Source organism: Acidaminobacter sp. QWL-03, from assembly GCF_058683855.1.
This window is the reverse complement of sequence record NZ_CM178752.1, coordinates 3,067,981-3,084,321: the sequence shown is the minus strand read 5'-3', so window position 1 is coordinate 3,084,321 and position 16,341 is coordinate 3,067,981. Positions and strand designations below refer to the sequence as shown.

At 54.1% G+C, this 16,341-nt stretch carries 12 protein-coding genes; all 12 read right to left on the bottom strand.

Translation table 11 applies throughout. The annotated features are described in order from the left end of the window. Positions 1–65 precede the first annotated feature (65 nt). The 12 genes from groL to AC4PHM_RS14270 all read right to left on the bottom strand — a co-directional run bounded on the left by groL (position 66) and on the right by AC4PHM_RS14270 (position 16,324). Positions 66–1,688, bottom strand: a complete 1,623-nt coding sequence (gene groL / locus AC4PHM_RS14325; protein WP_492018415.1) for a chaperonin GroEL — start codon at positions 1,686–1,688, stop codon at positions 66–68. A gap of 108 nt (positions 1,689–1,796) precedes the next feature. Next, positions 1,797–2,081 carry a co-chaperone GroES gene (locus AC4PHM_RS14320; protein ID WP_492018414.1) on the bottom strand — a complete coding sequence of 95 codons (285 nt, stop codon included), beginning with the start codon at positions 2,079–2,081 and terminating at the stop codon, positions 1,797–1,799. 668 nt (positions 2,082–2,749) lie between these two features. Further along, positions 2,750–5,050 carry a heavy metal translocating P-type ATPase gene (locus AC4PHM_RS14315; protein ID WP_492018413.1) on the bottom strand — a complete coding sequence of 767 codons (2,301 nt, stop codon included), beginning with the start codon at positions 5,048–5,050 and terminating at the stop codon, positions 2,750–2,752. Positions 5,051–5,138: 88 nt separating this feature from the next. Next, positions 5,139–5,507, bottom strand: coding sequence for an ArsR/SmtB family transcription factor (locus AC4PHM_RS14310; RefSeq protein WP_492018412.1), 369 nt, complete (start codon positions 5,505–5,507; stop codon positions 5,139–5,141). A gap of 239 nt (positions 5,508–5,746) precedes the next feature. Then, positions 5,747–7,045 carry an IS110 family RNA-guided transposase gene (locus tag AC4PHM_RS14305; RefSeq protein ID WP_492018262.1) on the bottom strand — a complete coding sequence of 433 codons (1,299 nt, stop codon included), beginning with the start codon at positions 7,043–7,045 and terminating at the stop codon, positions 5,747–5,749. Positions 7,046–7,520: 475 nt separating this feature from the next. After that, positions 7,521–9,212 (bottom strand): amidohydrolase, encoded by a 1,692-nt coding sequence (locus tag AC4PHM_RS14300; protein ID WP_492018411.1) that lies wholly within the window; start codon positions 9,210–9,212, stop codon positions 7,521–7,523. 283 nt (positions 9,213–9,495) lie between these two features. Beyond that, positions 9,496–10,206 (bottom strand): DUF554 domain-containing protein, encoded by a 711-nt coding sequence (locus AC4PHM_RS14295; RefSeq protein ID WP_492018410.1) that lies wholly within the window; start codon positions 10,204–10,206, stop codon positions 9,496–9,498. 5 nt (positions 10,207–10,211) lie between these two features. After that, positions 10,212–11,120 carry a DNA-3-methyladenine glycosylase family protein gene (locus AC4PHM_RS14290; RefSeq protein WP_492018409.1) on the bottom strand — a complete coding sequence of 303 codons (909 nt, stop codon included), beginning with the start codon at positions 11,118–11,120 and terminating at the stop codon, positions 10,212–10,214. A 595-nt stretch (positions 11,121–11,715) separates the two neighbouring features. Then, positions 11,716–13,473 (bottom strand): adenine deaminase, encoded by a 1,758-nt coding sequence (ade, locus tag AC4PHM_RS14285; protein WP_492018408.1) that lies wholly within the window; start codon positions 13,471–13,473, stop codon positions 11,716–11,718. Further along, positions 13,466–14,503 carry a xanthine dehydrogenase family protein molybdopterin-binding subunit gene (locus AC4PHM_RS14280; protein WP_492018407.1) on the bottom strand — a complete coding sequence of 346 codons (1,038 nt, stop codon included), beginning with the start codon at positions 14,501–14,503 and terminating at the stop codon, positions 13,466–13,468. Before AC4PHM_RS14280 ends, ade begins: the two co-directional genes overlap by 8 nt. After that, positions 14,496–15,845, bottom strand: coding sequence for a xanthine dehydrogenase family protein molybdopterin-binding subunit (locus AC4PHM_RS14275; protein WP_492018406.1), 1,350 nt, complete (start codon positions 15,843–15,845; stop codon positions 14,496–14,498). The genes AC4PHM_RS14280 and AC4PHM_RS14275 overlap by 8 nt, the downstream gene beginning before the upstream one ends. After that, positions 15,842–16,324, bottom strand: a complete 483-nt coding sequence (locus AC4PHM_RS14270) for a (2Fe-2S)-binding protein (protein ID WP_291402710.1) — start codon at positions 16,322–16,324, stop codon at positions 15,842–15,844. The genes AC4PHM_RS14275 and AC4PHM_RS14270 overlap by 4 nt, the downstream gene beginning before the upstream one ends. Between the last annotated feature and the right edge of the window lie 17 nt (positions 16,325–16,341).

Here is a 16,341-nt window from a genome sequence, read left to right as displayed (position 1 = left end):
TGTGCAGTCAACATAGACCTAGTGGTCCGATATTACTTCATCGCAAGACGGAAGGGTTTCCCGGCCTACATCATGCCCGGCATGCCGCCGCCCATTGCAGGGGCCGCATCCTTGGAAGGAATGTCGACAACTGCTGCCTCAGTGGTGAGGAACATAGCGGAAATGGAAGATGCGTTCTGAACTGCGGATCGCGTGACCTTTGTCGGGTCAACAATGCCCGCTTGAAGCATATTGACGTACTCGCCGGTGAGTGCGTTGAAGCCGACGCCTTTGTCTGCGTTCTTCACGTGCTCAACGATGACGGAGCCTTCCTGGCCAGCATTGATGGCGATTTGGCGAACCGGCTCTTCGAGCGCGCGGGCGATGATCTTCGCACCTGTCTTCTGGTCGCCTTCGAGGCTTTCGATCAGCTTGTAGATTTCAGGAAGCACACCAATCAGCGCTGTGCCGCCGCCTGGGACAATACCTTCTTCAACCGCTGCGCGAGTCGCGTTAAGAGCGTCCTCGAGGCGGAGCTTCTTCTCTTTCATTTCGACTTCCGTCGCGGCGCCAACCTGGATGACCGCTACGCCGCCGGCGAGTTTCGCCAGGCGCTCCTGGAGCTTCTCTTTGTCGAAGTCGGAAGTGGTTTCTTCAATTTGGACGCGGATCTGGCGGATGCGTTCCTGGATGTTGCCGTGATCGCCTTCGCCATCGATGATGGTCGTGTTGTCCTTGCTGACTTTGACGGACTTGGCGCGGCCAAGGAGGGACACGTCAGCGGTCTTGAGCTCGTAGCCGAGTTCCTCGGAAATGACCGTGCCGCCTGTGACAGCCGCGATGTCTGCGAGCATAGCTTTTCTTCTGTCGCCAAAGCCAGGGGCTTTGACCGCCACGCACTCGAAAGTGCCGCGGAGCTTATTGACGACCAGCGTGGAGAGGGCTTCGCCTTCGACATCTTCAGCAATGATCAGGAGCTTTCTGCCTTGCTGAACGATTTGCTCGAGGATTGGGAGCACTTCCTGGATATTGGAGATCTTCTTGTCCGTGATCAGGATGTACGGGTTTTCGAGGACCGCTTCCATCTTGTCCGGATCAGTGATCATGTATGCGGAGATGTAGCCGCGGTCGAACTGCATGCCTTCAACCACTTCGAGCTGAGTGCTCATGGTCTTGGACTCTTCAACCGTGATGACGCCGTCCTTGCCGACCTTTTCCATTGCTTCTGCAATGAGGTCGCCAATCGTTTCGTCGCCTGCGGAGATTGACGCAACGTCCGCAATATCGTTCTGCGTTTCGATGTTGACGCTCATGTCCTTGAGGCCTTCTACGGCAAGTTTGACTGCTTTCTCAATGCCCTGCTTGAGGATCATTGGGTTCGCGCCAGCCGCGACGTTCTTCACGCCTTCGCGGATGATCGCTTGAGCGAGGAGGGTTGCGGTCGTGGTGCCGTCGCCGGCGACGTCGTTGGTTTTGGTCGCGACTTCTTTGACGAGCTGGGCGCCCATGTTCTCGTAGGCATCTTCGAGTTCGATTTCTCTGGCAATGGTGACGCCGTCATTCGTGATCAGCGGCGCGCCGAACTTCTTGTCGAGAATGACGTTGCGGCCTTTAGGGCCGAGGGTGACTTTGACCGTATCTGCAAGTTTGTTGACGCCGGCTTCGAGCTTGCGTCTCACTTCTTCTGAATACATGATTTCTTTAGCCATGTAGGGTTAACCTCCTGTAGTGAATGTTGGATTATCAGTATTTAAGCACTGATGTGCCGTTTTCTTTGATTGGTGATTGGTGATTGGTGATTGCTAAAGCGCTTCTATTTATTCAACGATTCCCAAAAGCTTGGACTGCTCAATAATGGTGAACTCTTCGTTGTCGATCTTAACTTCTGTACCGGCATATTTTGGGAAAATGACTTTGTCGCCAATTTTGACTTCCATGACGATTTCTTTTCCGTCAATGACGCCGCCCGGACCGACAGCGACGACTTCCGCGATCTGAGGCTTCTCTTGAGCCTGACCAGGAAGCACGATCCCGCTTTTTGTTTTTTCTTCGGCTTCGAGCTTGCGGATGACCACGCGCTCGCCTAAAGGTCTGATGTTCATGTTGAATCCTCCTGTTCATATAATTGAGATGAAAAACTCCCGGCACTTCCTGCTTGAGAAGAGCGCCGAGAGCCATAAACCTAACGCTCTGGAACTATCATAATATAATTTCTGATAATTATCAATAGTTTTTTGGCACTCAATTGATCGGAGTGCTAACAAGTTTTTGAAGGTTGGGGACGCGGACAAGTTTTGAGTTGGGGACGCGGACGGTAATGGTTGTGCAATAGTCAAACTCAATTTTGTTTATTATTCTATTTGTCCATCATTTATTATTTCCGTCAATAAGTCACTTTCAAAACGCTTATTCTTTGTTTGTTCCGAATACCATTCTCCCGATCCCCTGTTTTGACCCTCTTCAGAATTTGTCACTTCATTCCGCTTAAGACATTTCGACCCTCTGTTCTGATGATGAGCAAGGTCGACGGAAGCTGAAAAAGGCCGTGCCCAGCTGAGCTGGGCACGGCCTCTTCCAAACGAAGGTGACGCGGATAGGTGACTTGTGGGGGACGCGGACAAGGGCAGAAATGGAAGTTTGGATACGACTCAGTGCCTTGGTTCGATTGAGAGTGAGAATAATTCTCGCATGCTCTGGTACAAAAACCATTTCTGTCCGCGTCACCAATTTAAAAGCTGTCCGCGTCACCTACCTTAACTACCTTAAATATCTACTTATGCACCCGCATCGAATTCAAAATGGCCAGGAGGGCGACGCCTACATCGGCAAAAACCGCTTGCCACATGGACGCGAGGCCAAGGGTGCCCAGACCCAGCACCAGCGCCTTGATCCCAAGAGCCAGAGCAATGTTCTGGCGCACCACAGTATTCGTCTTCTTGCTGATCTGAATGGCTTCGGCCACCTTATCCAGGTCGTCATTCATGATGACAATGTCCGCGGCCTCAATGGAGAGATCCGCTCCGAGGCCGCCCATGGCAATGCCTACATCGGCAATGGCCAGAGCCGGCGCGTCGTTGAGGCCGTCGCCCACAAAGACGACCTTTCGTCCGCGGCGTCGGGCTTCCTCAATAGCTTTAACTTTACCGTCCGGCAGCAGCTCGCTGAGAACCAGGTCCAGCCCGGCATCGGCGCCTATGGCCTCTGCGATCTCTTTTCGGTCGCCGGTCAGCATAACCACTTGGCCCACGCCTTCCCGGCGCATTGCCGCCACCGCCGCCGCAGAGGTCGCCTTGATCTGATCGCTGACGTCAATGGCCCCAAGCCACGCGCCGTCGACCACCACGTGAACCCGGGTCAGCTGGCCGCCGCTGACGCCCGGCTCAATGCCCAGCTCCTCCAGCAGCCTGGCGCTGCCCACGTGCCAGAGGCGGCCATCGTAGGTTGCCCGAACGCCGCGGCCTGCCAGTTCCTCGTAACCCTCAATCATTCCAAAGACAATCCCCCGGGCTTTGGCCTCTTCGGTGATCGCTTTGGCAATGGGGTGATTGGAGAGATGCTCCAGCGCCGCGGCTCCTTCCAGGAGTGCCGCCTCGCGGGTGTGTCCGTGGATCTGCGCCACCTTAAACTTGCCCTCGGTGATAGTGCCCGTCTTGTCCAGGAAGACCGTGTCAGCGCCCACCAGCGCCTCCAGGTAGTTGCCGCCCTTGATGAGAATACCTCTCGACGACGCCCGTCCAATGCCCCCAAAGAAGCCCAGCGGTACTGAAATCACCAGTGCGCATGGGCAGGACACTACCAGGAAGATCGACGCCCGGTACAGCCACGTCGTCCAGCTGTCCCCGGTGACCAGCGGTGGCACAGCAGCGATCAGGGCAGCGATCAGCACAACCGCAGGTGTGTAAACCTTCGCGAAGCGCGTGATGAACCGCTCCGTGCTGGCTTTCTTGTCCGCCGCAGATTCGATCAGCTCAAGAATTCTGCCGATGGTCGAGGATTCATAATCCGCACTCGTCCGAATCCTGAGCACGCCGGTCTTGTTGATGCTGCCGCCGAAGACCGTCGACCCCGGTGCGACTTCCAAAGGAAGGGATTCGCCGGTGATGGCGGAGGTGTCCAGGACGGCCATGCCGCTTTCGACTATGCCGTCCAGCGGAATGCGCTCGCCGGGCTTGACCAGGATGAGGCTGCCGCTTTTGACGAATTCGGTGTCGATATCGCGGATGTCTTCAGGCGCAGCTTGTGTCTCAGACTGCGGCTTCAGCTGCGTCGAGTCGGCTTGAGCTGTCACCATCGGCAAAAACGTCTTGCTGAGAGGCTGTGCCAAACGTGCAGCCGATGGTCCCTCCTCCTGCACCTTCGCCTCCAGGATTAAGTGGGTCTTCTCGACCTTGATGTCGATGAGGGAGGCGATGGATTTTCTGGATTTGTTAACGGCATAATCTTCGAACAGCTCACCGACCCTGTAAAACAGCATGACGGCCACGGCCTCCGGATATTCGCCTATGACCCAGGCGCTGAAGGTGGCTATGGACATGAGGAATTTTTCCTCAAACCAGTTGCCCTGCCTGAGGTTGTTGAAGGCGCCAAGGAGGACACCTCGGCCCGCCAGCAGGTAGGCGACCACGTAGATGCCTATTCTGACTGGATCTGGCAGGATCCCCAGGGCACTGCCCAGCATGGCGCCAAAGTATAAACCTGCGCCTATGAGGAGCTCTGTTTTATCTCGTTTTTCCGATGCGTGACCATGAGTATGTCCGTGGTCGTGGTCATTGCTGTGATCAAGGTTATGGCGCTGAGTTTGAGCCAGATCCTTGACGCCAACGTGAGGCTCGAAGCGGTGAACGACTTCGGTGATTTTATTTTCCAAAAGCTCCGGCGTCGGCGATGAATCACCTTCCGCGGTCTTCACGATCAGTTTTTTGGACGCGAACCGCAGGGTAGCTATTTCCACCTCCGGCAGGGCGTTGACGGCCGTCTCAATCTTGGCCGCGCAGCTGGCGCAGTTGAGCCCGGTCAGTTCGTACTGAAATTTTTGGGGCTTGCTGTCTGTAGCAGCTTGGGTTGTGTTCATGGGATCCTCTCCTGTCAGTACGCTTGCCAATTCGGGCAGCGCGGGGTGCTCACTTGCGCTTATGATGAAGTCGATTATTATTGCGATATTACTCGTGGCTCAAGTGAACCAGGCCGGCGTTCATGATGGCAGCGACGTGCTCGTCGTCCAGCCTGTAATAGATCACCTTGCCGTCCCGGCGGTTTCTGACCAGCCGCGCCTGCTTCAGAATGCGGAGCTGATGGCTGATGGACGACTGGGTCATGTTGAGGACGTGGGCGATGTCGCACACGCAGAGCTCCGAATGGGCCAGTGCGCTTAAAATACGGATCCGCGTCGAGTCCCCCAGCACTTTAAAGAAGTCCGCCAGGTCGATAAGGCTTTCCTCAGGATGCTGCTCCGCTTTAACTTTTTCCACCACGTCTTCGTGGATGATGGCGCAGTCGCATTTATACTCATTTTGTACCTCGAGATTCATAATTTGGTCTCCTTTTCGATTGAACATATGCATATCTGTTCATGTGTTCAATTAAATTATATGCCTAAGGGACCACCCCGTCAAGATAAAAACACGGGGACGCGGACAACTTCTGAGACCAGCTAAGGAAAGTCAATTCTTTTCTTTAAGAAAGATAAAAAAATTGAGTTTAAAAAATGGGTACAACAAACTAAGCCATTGAAAAGTACGAACAATGGCTATTTTTCAATTCCATTGAATCAGGCAGCTATAAGTTGTAGTTTTGCCGCTCTCCAGGATTGGTGTTCTTCTGGCTGTCTGACTTCAAATGGCTTATCATCTCGCAATACTGCAAAAATATAGTGTAATAGCTTATGCATAACTGCAACGAGTGCAACTTTTTTCTTCTTGCTTCCACATTTTTTCTGATAATAGTCCCTCAGGATTGGGTTGACTTCCTCGCCATTGCTCTTAGTACTTATTGCGGTTAATGCAACCGTAAACAGGACTCTTCGCCCAATTCGAGTGCCTCGTTTGGAGATCTTATTTTGATCCCCTTTAAACTTCCCTGATTCGTTAACACTTGGATCAATGCCAAAGTATGCAACAAATGCCTTTGGGGACTTGAACATCCTAAAATCACCGATCTCGGCGATCAGTGTTACAGCGGAAATGTAGCCTATTCCAGGGAGTTGGTCTATCAGCTCGATTTGACGTTTAACTGTTGCCGGAAAGTCCATAGAATTAACAATTTCACGGATCTTGTTAACGATGCTTTCCAAATTCTTTTGAAGACTTATGATATTATCCACACAGATTTTTATCTTAATCCCCAGCATTGAGAATTCCATGGGCATAGAAGCAGCATTGGAAGCATACTCAAGTAGTCCATCCACTTTCTTCGAAGCCCAAGACGCACCTTTACGACCATGTTTAGCAATCAATTCTATGAGTATAGAGCGCTCCGCAGATAAGATATCCATAGGGGTTGAAAAGTCCTTTAGAAGCGCCAAAGAGGCTTTGCCATAAGGCTCTGAGAAGACTTTTCTATATCCAGGGAACAGTAGATAAAGATCTGTGCTAAGCCGGTTTTTCATTTCAGTGATAGTATCAGAGAGTGAATAGTACTCTCTTACCATCATACGAAGTGCGAGGACTTGGGGCTCAGGAATAATTGAAAACTTAACGTTTTGATACTTCGCAAGTTTTGCAATCTTTTCAGCATCTTTTGAATCGTTTTTCACTTTTCTTATGTCAAGATTTTTGATAGAATGTACAGACAAAGGGTTGAGGACAAATCCTTTGAGGTCATTCGATCTCAGAAAGAAGAAGAGTGGTAAATGAAAGATACCCGTAGATTCTACGAAGTAGATGGGCTTTCGTTGTAACCGCTCTTCTTCGTTTTTGAGAATCTCTAATAGTTTTTGGAATCCAGAGGGGTTGTGATCAATTCGAAAAGGTTTTCGAATCAGAGCACCCGACGGCTCTAACATGGCAACAAAAGAAAACTCTGAAGAGACATCGAAGCCCACTACAAAATCATCAATAAATCGGGACAAAACTAGCACAACCTTTCGTACAGAATGAATCAGAGCTTCCACTGTATGAAGAACGTCTAACAAACTTGCGTTTGAAACGGGTAACACACGAAGGTGGCCCAACCAGCTAAACATCGAATCGTTCTTGTGGAGTGACACTCTTAATCGCGGATAAAGCCTCGAGATGAGGGATCCAGTTGGGGAGCATGTCTATCTCTCTGACAAGTGAGATTATAACATCATGTAGACTGGCTTTCATCAACAATTGAGCCTCTGATTCATCTGAACAATATATACTTAGTTTTCAAGGAACGTTCGGTCATCAAGTGCTTATCTAACCTATCTCTATCTTACAAGTTGGGGACGCGGACAGGTTTTGACCCGGGGACGGTCATATTTCTGTAATATTCAGCCACTCTTCAAAAAAAGCCGGAGCCCCGCACTACCAGGGGCTCCGGCTTCCTTTTCATTCCTCTTCCATCTCAACGAGCATCCGCTACACCTCGCCCGCCTCATAAACAACCCGACCGTTAACCAGGGTCATAGCGACTTTCGTCTCAAGCAGCGCCCTGCCTGTCAGCTCGAATAGATTGCGATCCAGAACGACCAAGTCCGCAAGCTTTCCAACCTCCAAAGTCCCAAGGCGCCCCTCATCAAAGGACACATAGGCGGCGTCGGAGGTGAAGAGTCGGACTGCCTCCATCACGCTGAGCTTCTCCTCCGGCAGCCACCCGCCAGCAGGCGACCCCGAAAGATCGCAGCGCTCAACAGCCGCATAAATATTCTCAACAACACTGAAGTTCTCCACCGGCGCGTCGGAACTGCCCGCCGTTCTAATCCTCATGTCCCGCATGGTTTTCCAAGCGTAGACCTTGTCCATGCGCTCGCGGCCAATCCTGGCCTCCACGATCCCCATATCCGATGGTACAAACACCGGCTGAATATAGGCAAGCAGCTCCGCCTGCCGCATCTTTTCCAGAAGCGCCGGTGTCGTCAGCTGGGCGTGTATGATGCCGTGCCTCAGGGGGTTGAGGTGACCATCGGCAGAACCACGGGCTTCCACCAGCTCCCTAAGAAGCTCCGCTGTCAAGTCAATCGCCCCATCCCCAATCGCGTGCACAGCGATCTGCATGTCATGCTCTTCCGCCAAGGCCATAAACGCCTTCAGCTCCGACCTTTCAAAGCTTTGAATGCCCGTGGTCCCAGGATCATCACTATAGTTTGAAGACAACAGCGCAGTCCGAGCTCCCAAGGAGCCATCCGAAAAGAGCTTGAGAGGGCCAATTCGGAAAAACCCATCGCCATCGCCAACGCTTGCACCAACGCCCGTCGTATAACCCGCCGCCAGGAACCCCTCTAATTCCTCCGGGGTATTGAACAGACACTGCTCATAGACCCGAACCGTCAACGCCCGCGCCCTCTCCATGGCCTCAAAGGCTCCGACCACCTGGCGCCACGCACCGTCTGGCATCCCCATAAAATCCGTGGAGTGAATCGACGTAATGCCCTCCCGGTTCAGGTCCGCCTGCCCCTTGGCCATCAGCTGGATTACCGCCTCTTCTGTCAGCGGCTCCATGAGCAAATGATGGAGGCCTGCCGCGCTTTCCTGCAGCACCCCCGTTTCAGCGTTAATGTAAGCAGCAAATTTTTTCGCCTCTTCCATCTTAAGAATCCGCTCCATAGCCACGCTGTTGGCGACGGCAATGTGTCCGCAGACCCTGGTGTAGACCACCGGAAGCTCATTTGATACCAAATCCAGCTCAGTCCGCGTGATGAACCGTTGTTCCCCCGCAAAATGGTTCTGGTTCCAGCCCCTGCCCAGCAGCCAGCCCCGGTAAGGTCCCTTCTCTTGGGCAAATGCCCGCCCCCGCTCCACAACCTCTTCTGGTGAAGCGCAGTCAAAAAACGGCGCGGTAATCTTGGAAGCCGCGTACTCCAGGATGTGCAGGTGGGTGTCTGTAAATCCCGGCAGCATCAGCTTGCCGCTCAGGTCATAGCGCGCCAGCGCCTCAAGCTCCAAAGCCTCCTGATTGCTGCCCAAAAAGGCAATTTTCCCGTCTTTGAGGCCAATGGCCTCATAAATTGCTGCATCGGCATCCATGGTTTGGATCACGCCGTTGTAAAAGATCCGGTCGAGCATTGCAAAACACCCCTTCTGATAGGTTTGAAGTCCCACAATTATAAACATGCAAATTCGACGCCAATATCCAGCCACCCTTGACAACTTTCGCTCAAAAGGCCGGCGGCGCCCTTCCACAGCGGGTTTGACGCCCCGTGAGTCCGCTTTCGAAACGCTTCCCCCGCAGGGCAACCCCACCTAGTCCGGTAAAAATAGTTTAACATTTTTACGACCATCGGCAAAAGGGATCACTTTCCTTCCAAAAAAAGAAAGCTGATGCCGATGGTCACCAACTTTCCACACTATCACAAGCGCTAACCGCCACTTAAGCCGGCAGGATTTCCAACAAAACCTAAAGCACCGCGATCATACCCGCAACCCAGTTGTAAAACGGCACCAAAGCCACTGGCAAAAACACCGCCGGGAGCATGTTGCCCACTTTAAGATCCGCATCCACCAGCATTTTGAAGCCCAGCGCCATGATCAGCATCCCGCCGGCCGACGTCATAGCCCCAATGACCTCCGGACTCAGCAAATCCTTCACGGAACCCGCAGTCAGCGCGATCAGCCCCTGATACACCAGCACGCTGATGCTGGAAAACGCCACGCCTATGCCCAGCGTCGCCGCGAAAATCACCGACACAATGCCGTCGATGACCGACTTGGCGTATAGGGTCTGGTGATTGTTGCTGAGACCGCCCTCAAGGGCACCCATGATGGCCATGGAACCCACGCAAAACAGCAGCGTCGCCGTGACGAAGCCCTTCGTGAACCCGCCGGATCCTTTGATAAACCTGCGCTCCACCGCGTGGGTCATGTTCTCCAGCTTCTGCTCAATGTTGATGCCCTCGCCAATCGCCGTGCCCAGCGCCAGGCTCAGGAGCACCACTAAAATGTTCGACTCCGTTAAAGCGCTTGAAACGCCTATGATGATAACGCCCAGGGACAACGTCTTAATGATAGCTTGCCCGAACTTCTCCGGCATTCTCTTCCCGATCAGAAGGCCGAGAATCCCTCCAATCAATACCGCAACTGCATTTGCAATAGTGCCTGATAAAATCATGCTGCTTACGCCTCCATTTCTGAATTTCTGCCCCAATGAAACAATAATTGTTGTGCATACCCTGCCTGATCCCCAAAACGGGCCTCCGCAAAGGCCTTGATTTCTTTTGCGCTGGCCTCCTGGGTGAAATACAGCCGCCGCATCATCTTCGCAATCCAGGTGTCCACCGGAAAAGACGCCCTCCGCCCATACCCGAACAGCATGATGCATGACGCGACTTTGTCACCGACCCCCGGAAGCGTCAGCAGGGCTTTTCTCAGCTGGTCGTCATCCAGCCCCCGCCAAGCCTCCAGGTCCGCTTCCCCGCCGGCGACCTTCTGCGCCGCTGCCAGCAAATATTGGTCTCTATAACCCGCTCCAACCTGCCGATAGTCATCCAGCCCCAGCCCAGCCAGCACTTCAGGGGTTGGGAACGCCTTCGAGGCTGACTGCGGCACGGTCTCCCCATATCGCTCAGACAGAGCTTCAATACTGCCTTTGATTCTGGGAATATTGTTGTTGCCAGACAGGATGAACGTCACGAGCATTTCCCAGGGATCCTGCCTGAGAATGCGGATCCCGCGGCCAAATCGTGCCGCCTCCGCCATGGCGGCGCTGGGATCCCGCCTCAGCAAGGTCTCTTCGATTGCAGCGTAGTCCGTGTCCAGATCGAAATAATTTTTCCAGAAACTCTCGAAGACTTCAGGCGAAGACTCCAAAACAACCTCCCCCGCCGATTGTCGCAGCCTCAAAAACCGCCCCAACGCCACACCTTCATAGACAACTTCAGTGTCTGACCGTAGGACGCTGTCAAGCTTTCGCCACCGGAATGCCTGACCGCATTCGAAGGTTTTGATCAGATCGAAATAGGCACTCGGCAGGCTGATGACCCCAGAGGTAGTTGCATCTTCTTTGACGATTTCCAAGGCTGCCATCCGTTCCACCTCACATATCTTAAGAAATTGTAACGTTTTCAGGGAGAATTTGCAAATTGTTTTGAGAGAAAAATGGAAGGAAAATGGTGAAGGTGGAAGGCGGTGTCAGACACCTTGTTCCATCTCTTTGGGAAGTAGGTGTCTGACACCGCCTTCCACATCGCGCCCTTAGGGCGCGAAAAAGCAGGGCGCCGCCCAACCCGCCCCCTCGTTCTACGTACTATCCCTCGGAGACTGCTTCGCGGCCTCCTCGTATCGACTAGCCAACAGGCGGAGCCTGTTGGTTTCGCGCCCCCTGGGGCGCGAAAAAGCAGGGCGCTGAGGCGCCGCCCAACCCGCCCCCTCGTTCTACGTACAATCCCTCGCAGGCTGCTGCGCGGCCTCCTCGTATCGACTAGCCAACAGGCGGAGCCTGTTGGTTTCGCGCCCCTGGGGCGCGAAAAAGCAGGGCGCCGCCCAACCCGCCCCCTCGTTCTACGTACAATCCCTCGGAGACTGCTTCGCGGCCTCCTCGTATCGACTAGCCAACAGGCGGAGCCTGTTGGTTTCGCACCCCTGGGGCGCGAAAAAGCAGGGCGCCGAGGCGCCCTGCTTTCTAGTCTTCTACACTTAGCCCTACAAACTCAAACTTAGTCACATCAAACAAGCCCACATCCGTCAGCTTAATCTCTGGTATTACCGGCAGGGCAAGGAACGCCAAGGTCATCACCGGATCGTAAACCCGCTTGACACCCAGGCTGTAGCCCACCTCCAAGAGCGCCTTCAGACGATCATCCACCAGCTCAATAGGCTCGTCGGACATTAGGCCGCCAATTGGCAGCGGCATGGAGGCTACTACCTCGCCACCCTTGACCATGGCGATCCCTCCGCCTATGCGCTCAATTTCGTCAATTGCTGCCAACAAGTTCTCATTGGTGTCCCCAATCACAATCAGATTGTGGCTGTCGTGGGCTATAGTTGTGGCAATGGCACCATTCTTGAGGCCAAAACCTTCCACCAGGCCCTTGCCAATATTGCCTGTGGCGTGGTGGCGCTCAATAACCAGGAGCTTCAGGATGTCCAGACGCTCGTCATACTTGAAGAAGCCCTCCTCGGTCACGACTTTGCGGACCGCGCTCTCCGTCACCAGAGAATGCGGCAGCAGCCGGATGACCCTGGCAAAGTCAGAGGACATGGCGATTCTTAGATCATCGGCAGCAACAGGTTTGAAGTTGACCGTATTGACGACTGCCTCCGAGGCAATTTCTGACACCTCAAACAGCGCTTTACCCTGCTTCGCGACCAAACGGCCGCCTTTAAACACCATTTCTACATTGAAGGCTTTGAGATCGTCAAAGACGATCAGGTCCGCCTGATAACCTGGCGCTACAGCGCCCCGGTCGTAAAGCCTGTAAGCCTCCGCCGCGTTCAGAGATGCCATTTTAATAGCGGTAATAGGTGCCAGGCCTCGGGAGATCGCCAGCCTGACGTTGTTGTCAATATGGCCTTCCACCAGGATGTCCCCCGGGTGGCGGTCATCCGTGCAGAAGAAAATGCGCCGCACGTTGTCCTTATTGACCCCGGCCACTAACTCCGCCAGGTTCCGGGCCGCAGAGCCCTCCCGAATTTGGATATACATCCCCAGGCGAAGGCGGTCGATCATCTCCTCCACCGTGGTGCATTCGTGCTCGGTTCGGACGCCACCCGCCACATAGGCGTTGAGACCCTTGTCCTTTATGACAGGACCGTGGCCGTCGATGAGCTTTCCATCGGCAACAGCCAGCTTATCAAGGACTTCAGGCGAAGCGCTCTCCACGGCAGGATAGTCCATCACTTCCCCAAGTCCCAGGACACGGGGATGGTCGATCAGCGTTTCCAGGTCCGCCGCCAGCAGCTTCGCCCCGGCATTTTCAAAGGACGTGGAAGGCACACAGGACGGCAGCATGACATAAACATCCAGCGGCAAAACCTCGCTGTTGTCCAGTATATACTGAATCCCCCCAAGCCCGCAGACGTTGGCAATTTCGTGGGGATCCGCAATAATCGTGGTGGTGCCCCGGGGCAGGATCGTCTTCGCGAACTGCGCCGGTGTCACCATAGAGGACTCAATGTGCACATGGCCGTCGATCAGCCCCGGCGCCACATAGCGGCCCTCCAGATCGATCTCTTCCAGCCCTTCATACTGGCCAATGCCGGCGATCTCGCCGCCGACAATGGCCACATCCCCTTCCAGAATTTCTTCTGCAAAGACGCTGACAATTTTGGCATTCTTCAGAACCAGATCCGCTTTGACACGGCCGCTGGCCACGTCTATGCGGCTTTTGATCTTCGCTATCAAAGCCGTTCGGTCAACCGCAAGGCCAGGACTAGCCATTGGCGTCAGCTCCCTCCGCTGCAGCAGCTTTCGCTTTCGCCTCCCGGTCCGCCACTATGGCCTTCAGTACCACGTCTGGCGTCGCCGGCAGCTCGAAAATCCGGATCCCTATAGCATCATAAATGGCGTTGAGGATGGCAGGGGCCACCGGCACCATGGTCGGCTCGCCTATGCCCTTTGCTCCGTAAGGCGCTGTATTTTCCGGATCTTCCACAATATACTTGTGAATGGTCGGAATATCCATAGCCGTAGGAATAATATATTTCGCAAACTTGTTGTTCTTGATGACGCCGTCCTTGACCCCCAGGTCCTCGTACAGCGCATACCCAAGGCCCATGACGAAACCGCCGTCAATCTGGCCTTCGACCAGATCCGGGTTGATGGCACGGCCCACGTCCTGGACGCACCAGGCCTGCAGCACCTGCACCCGGCCGGTCTCGGTATCCACCTCAACCTCTGTGCCGTAAGCGTTGAAGGTGTACGGCCAGTAAGGCACCCCTTCGCCCGTCTCTGGGTTCATGCCGATGGTCTGTGCCGTAAACGAATCCGTCACCGCCAAAACACGACCCTCAGACTTCAGATGGGAGGCGAGTTCCGCGAACGTCGTATGGCGGCTAGGGAAGATTGGGAGCCAGATCTTTTGATCCACCATTTCGAGACCGGCCGTGGAGTTGAGCTTCAAATACAGCCGAGCCTCTTCCAGCAAAGCTTTTTTAAAGGACTCTGAGGCCTTCAGCACCGCATTGCCTGTATTATAAGTCTGACGGCTGGCCGCCGCCGTGCCTGAATCCAGAAATTCTCTGGTATCTTCGCAGATCATATGGACCTGGTCGGAATGGATGCCTAAAACCTCAGCACATACCTGGGGCATAATGGTCTTTGAGCCCTGTCCTACCTCGGTGGCACCGACGCGAAGCAAAATCTCCCCGTTTTCAGCGAGCTCAATCGTGGCCACGGAGTAGTCCGGAAAACCGTTACCGTAGCCTGTGCCATACCAGCTGAGTGCTATGCCTCTTCCGCGTTTAAGCATGCTGTGTCACCGCCCTTTCTTGAACCGCTGCAGAGCCAGCGCCTGTCGCCGCCGTGGTCCCTGAAGACGCCGCGCCGAGGTCCGCCGCTTCATTGCCACCATTCATAGCCTGATTCAAAATCTCAAGGCAAGTCTCCAGCGGTACCGAATCTGTCAGCACTTGACCGTTCGCCGTCACAGAGCCTTTTCTGAAGAGATTCTTCATACGGATCTCATAAGGCGTCATGCCAAGGGCCTCCGCCAAAATGTCCATATGCTGCTCATAGGCCACCGGTACCTGAGTCGCCCCAAAGCCCCGCATAGCGCCGGCATATGGATTGTTGGTGTAAACCGAATAACTGTCAACATAAACGTTTTCAATTTCATAAGGGCCGGTAATATGCACGCCGGCTTTTCGCATAACGTTGATCGCCCAGGACGCATAAGCCCCGGTATCCCCGTGAAGCTCAGCTTCCAGCGCCAGCAGCTTGCCGTCCGCCGCCGCGCCCACTTTGAGGCGCATAAAGACCGGATGGCGTTTGGAGTGCGCATAGAAGGACTCCTCCCGCGCCATAGTCGTCTTGACCGGACGGCCAAGGGCAATCGTCGCCAGCGCCAAGTGAATCTGCATGCTGATATCCTCGCGTCCGCCAAAGGCACCGCCGACCACAGGATTCAGAATGACCACCTGATCGAGCTCCCAGCCTATGGCCTCCGCTACTTCAATCTGATCAAAGTGCGGATACTGAGTCGAAGCCACCACAATGACCTTGCCCTCTTCCATATAGGCCAGTCCGCTCTCCGGCTGCAAAAAGACATGGTCCACAAAAGGTGAGATGTACTCCCGCTCAATGACCACGGCCGAGTCCGCAAAGCCCTTTGCCACATCCCCGCGTCTGCATTTATAGTGATAAATCAGGTTGTTTTTGCCGTCATGAACCTGAGGTGCGCCCTCTTTCATTGCCTCTTTTGGGTCAAAGACTGCCGGAAGTGCTTCGTACGTTACCTTGACCAAAGCACAGGCCTCGTCCGCCTGAGCCTGAGTCTCCGCCACCACAAACGCAATGGGATCACCGACTCTGCGAACCTTACGGGCGCACAGCACCTCATGGTCCTTGAATAAAACGCCATGGACGTTATGGCCGGTGACATCCGCAGCGGTAAAAATCCGAATGACGCCCGGTGCTTTTTCAGCCTCCATCAGATCCAGCGTAAAATACCCGTGAGGGATCTCAGACCGGACCGTTGCCCCATAAACGCAGTTTTCCATTTCAATGTCCTGAGGATACAGCGCCGTTCCCGTCAGCTTCGCCCGCGCATCTTTGCGCTGAATCCGCTGGCCCACAGATTTCAATGTGCTCATTTCTGCTCACCCCGTTCCTGCATGACCTCGGAAGCGGTTTTGATGGCTTTCACCATCTTATCGTAACCCGTGCAGCGGCAGAGATTGCCGCTGATGGCCTCTTTAATTTCGTTGTCATCCGGCGCGACGTTCTTGTCGAGGAGGGCTTTTGCCGAAAGCACCATCCCCGGAATGCAATAACCGCATTGAACCGCGCCGTTATCGAGAAACGCCTGTTGAACGGGATCGAGACCATCGGCAGTCTCAAGCCCTTCAATCGTGACGATCTTTTTCCCTTCACATTGTGCCGCGAGCACCAGACATGAATCTACCGCATTGCCATCCAATATGACAGTGCAGGCACCGCATTCGCCTTCCCCGCAGCCTTCCTTCGTCCCCGTCAGTCCCAGCGGACCTCGGATGACGTCTAACAGCCTCATATGATCCTCTATTTCAAGCCTGTGGTCTTTTCCGTTCACATTCAAATTCAGCGTAATCATGATGCTACCCCCCTGTT

Excerpts from the sequence above, each read along its gene's own strand:
- AC4PHM_RS14280 (WP_492018407.1), bottom strand. The coding sequence starts at position 14,503 with ATGCTTAAACGCGGAAGAGGCATAGCACTCAGCTGGTATGGCACAGGC.
- AC4PHM_RS14275 (WP_492018406.1), bottom strand. The coding sequence starts at position 15,845 with ATGAGCACATTGAAATCTGTGGGCCAGCGGATTCAGCGCAAAGATGCG.
- ade (WP_492018408.1), bottom strand. The coding sequence starts at position 13,473 with ATGGCTAGTCCTGGCCTTGCGGTTGACCGAACGGCTTTGATAGCGAAG.
- AC4PHM_RS14295 (WP_492018410.1), bottom strand. The coding sequence starts at position 10,206 with ATGATTTTATCAGGCACTATTGCAAATGCAGTTGCGGTATTGATTGGA.
- AC4PHM_RS14310 (WP_492018412.1), bottom strand. The coding sequence starts at position 5,507 with ATGAATCTCGAGGTACAAAATGAGTATAAATGCGACTGCGCCATCATC.
- groL (WP_492018415.1), bottom strand. The coding sequence starts at position 1,688 with ATGGCTAAAGAAATCATGTATTCAGAAGAAGTGAGACGCAAGCTCGAA.
- AC4PHM_RS14320 (WP_492018414.1), bottom strand. The coding sequence starts at position 2,081 with ATGAACATCAGACCTTTAGGCGAGCGCGTGGTCATCCGCAAGCTCGAA.
- AC4PHM_RS14290 (WP_492018409.1), bottom strand. The coding sequence starts at position 11,120 with ATGGCAGCCTTGGAAATCGTCAAAGAAGATGCAACTACCTCTGGGGTC.
- AC4PHM_RS14315 (WP_492018413.1), bottom strand. The coding sequence starts at position 5,050 with ATGAACACAACCCAAGCTGCTACAGACAGCAAGCCCCAAAAATTTCAG.
- AC4PHM_RS14270 (WP_291402710.1), bottom strand. The coding sequence starts at position 16,324 with ATGATTACGCTGAATTTGAATGTGAACGGAAAAGACCACAGGCTTGAA.
- AC4PHM_RS14300 (WP_492018411.1), bottom strand. The coding sequence starts at position 9,212 with ATGTTTATAATTGTGGGACTTCAAACCTATCAGAAGGGGTGTTTTGCA.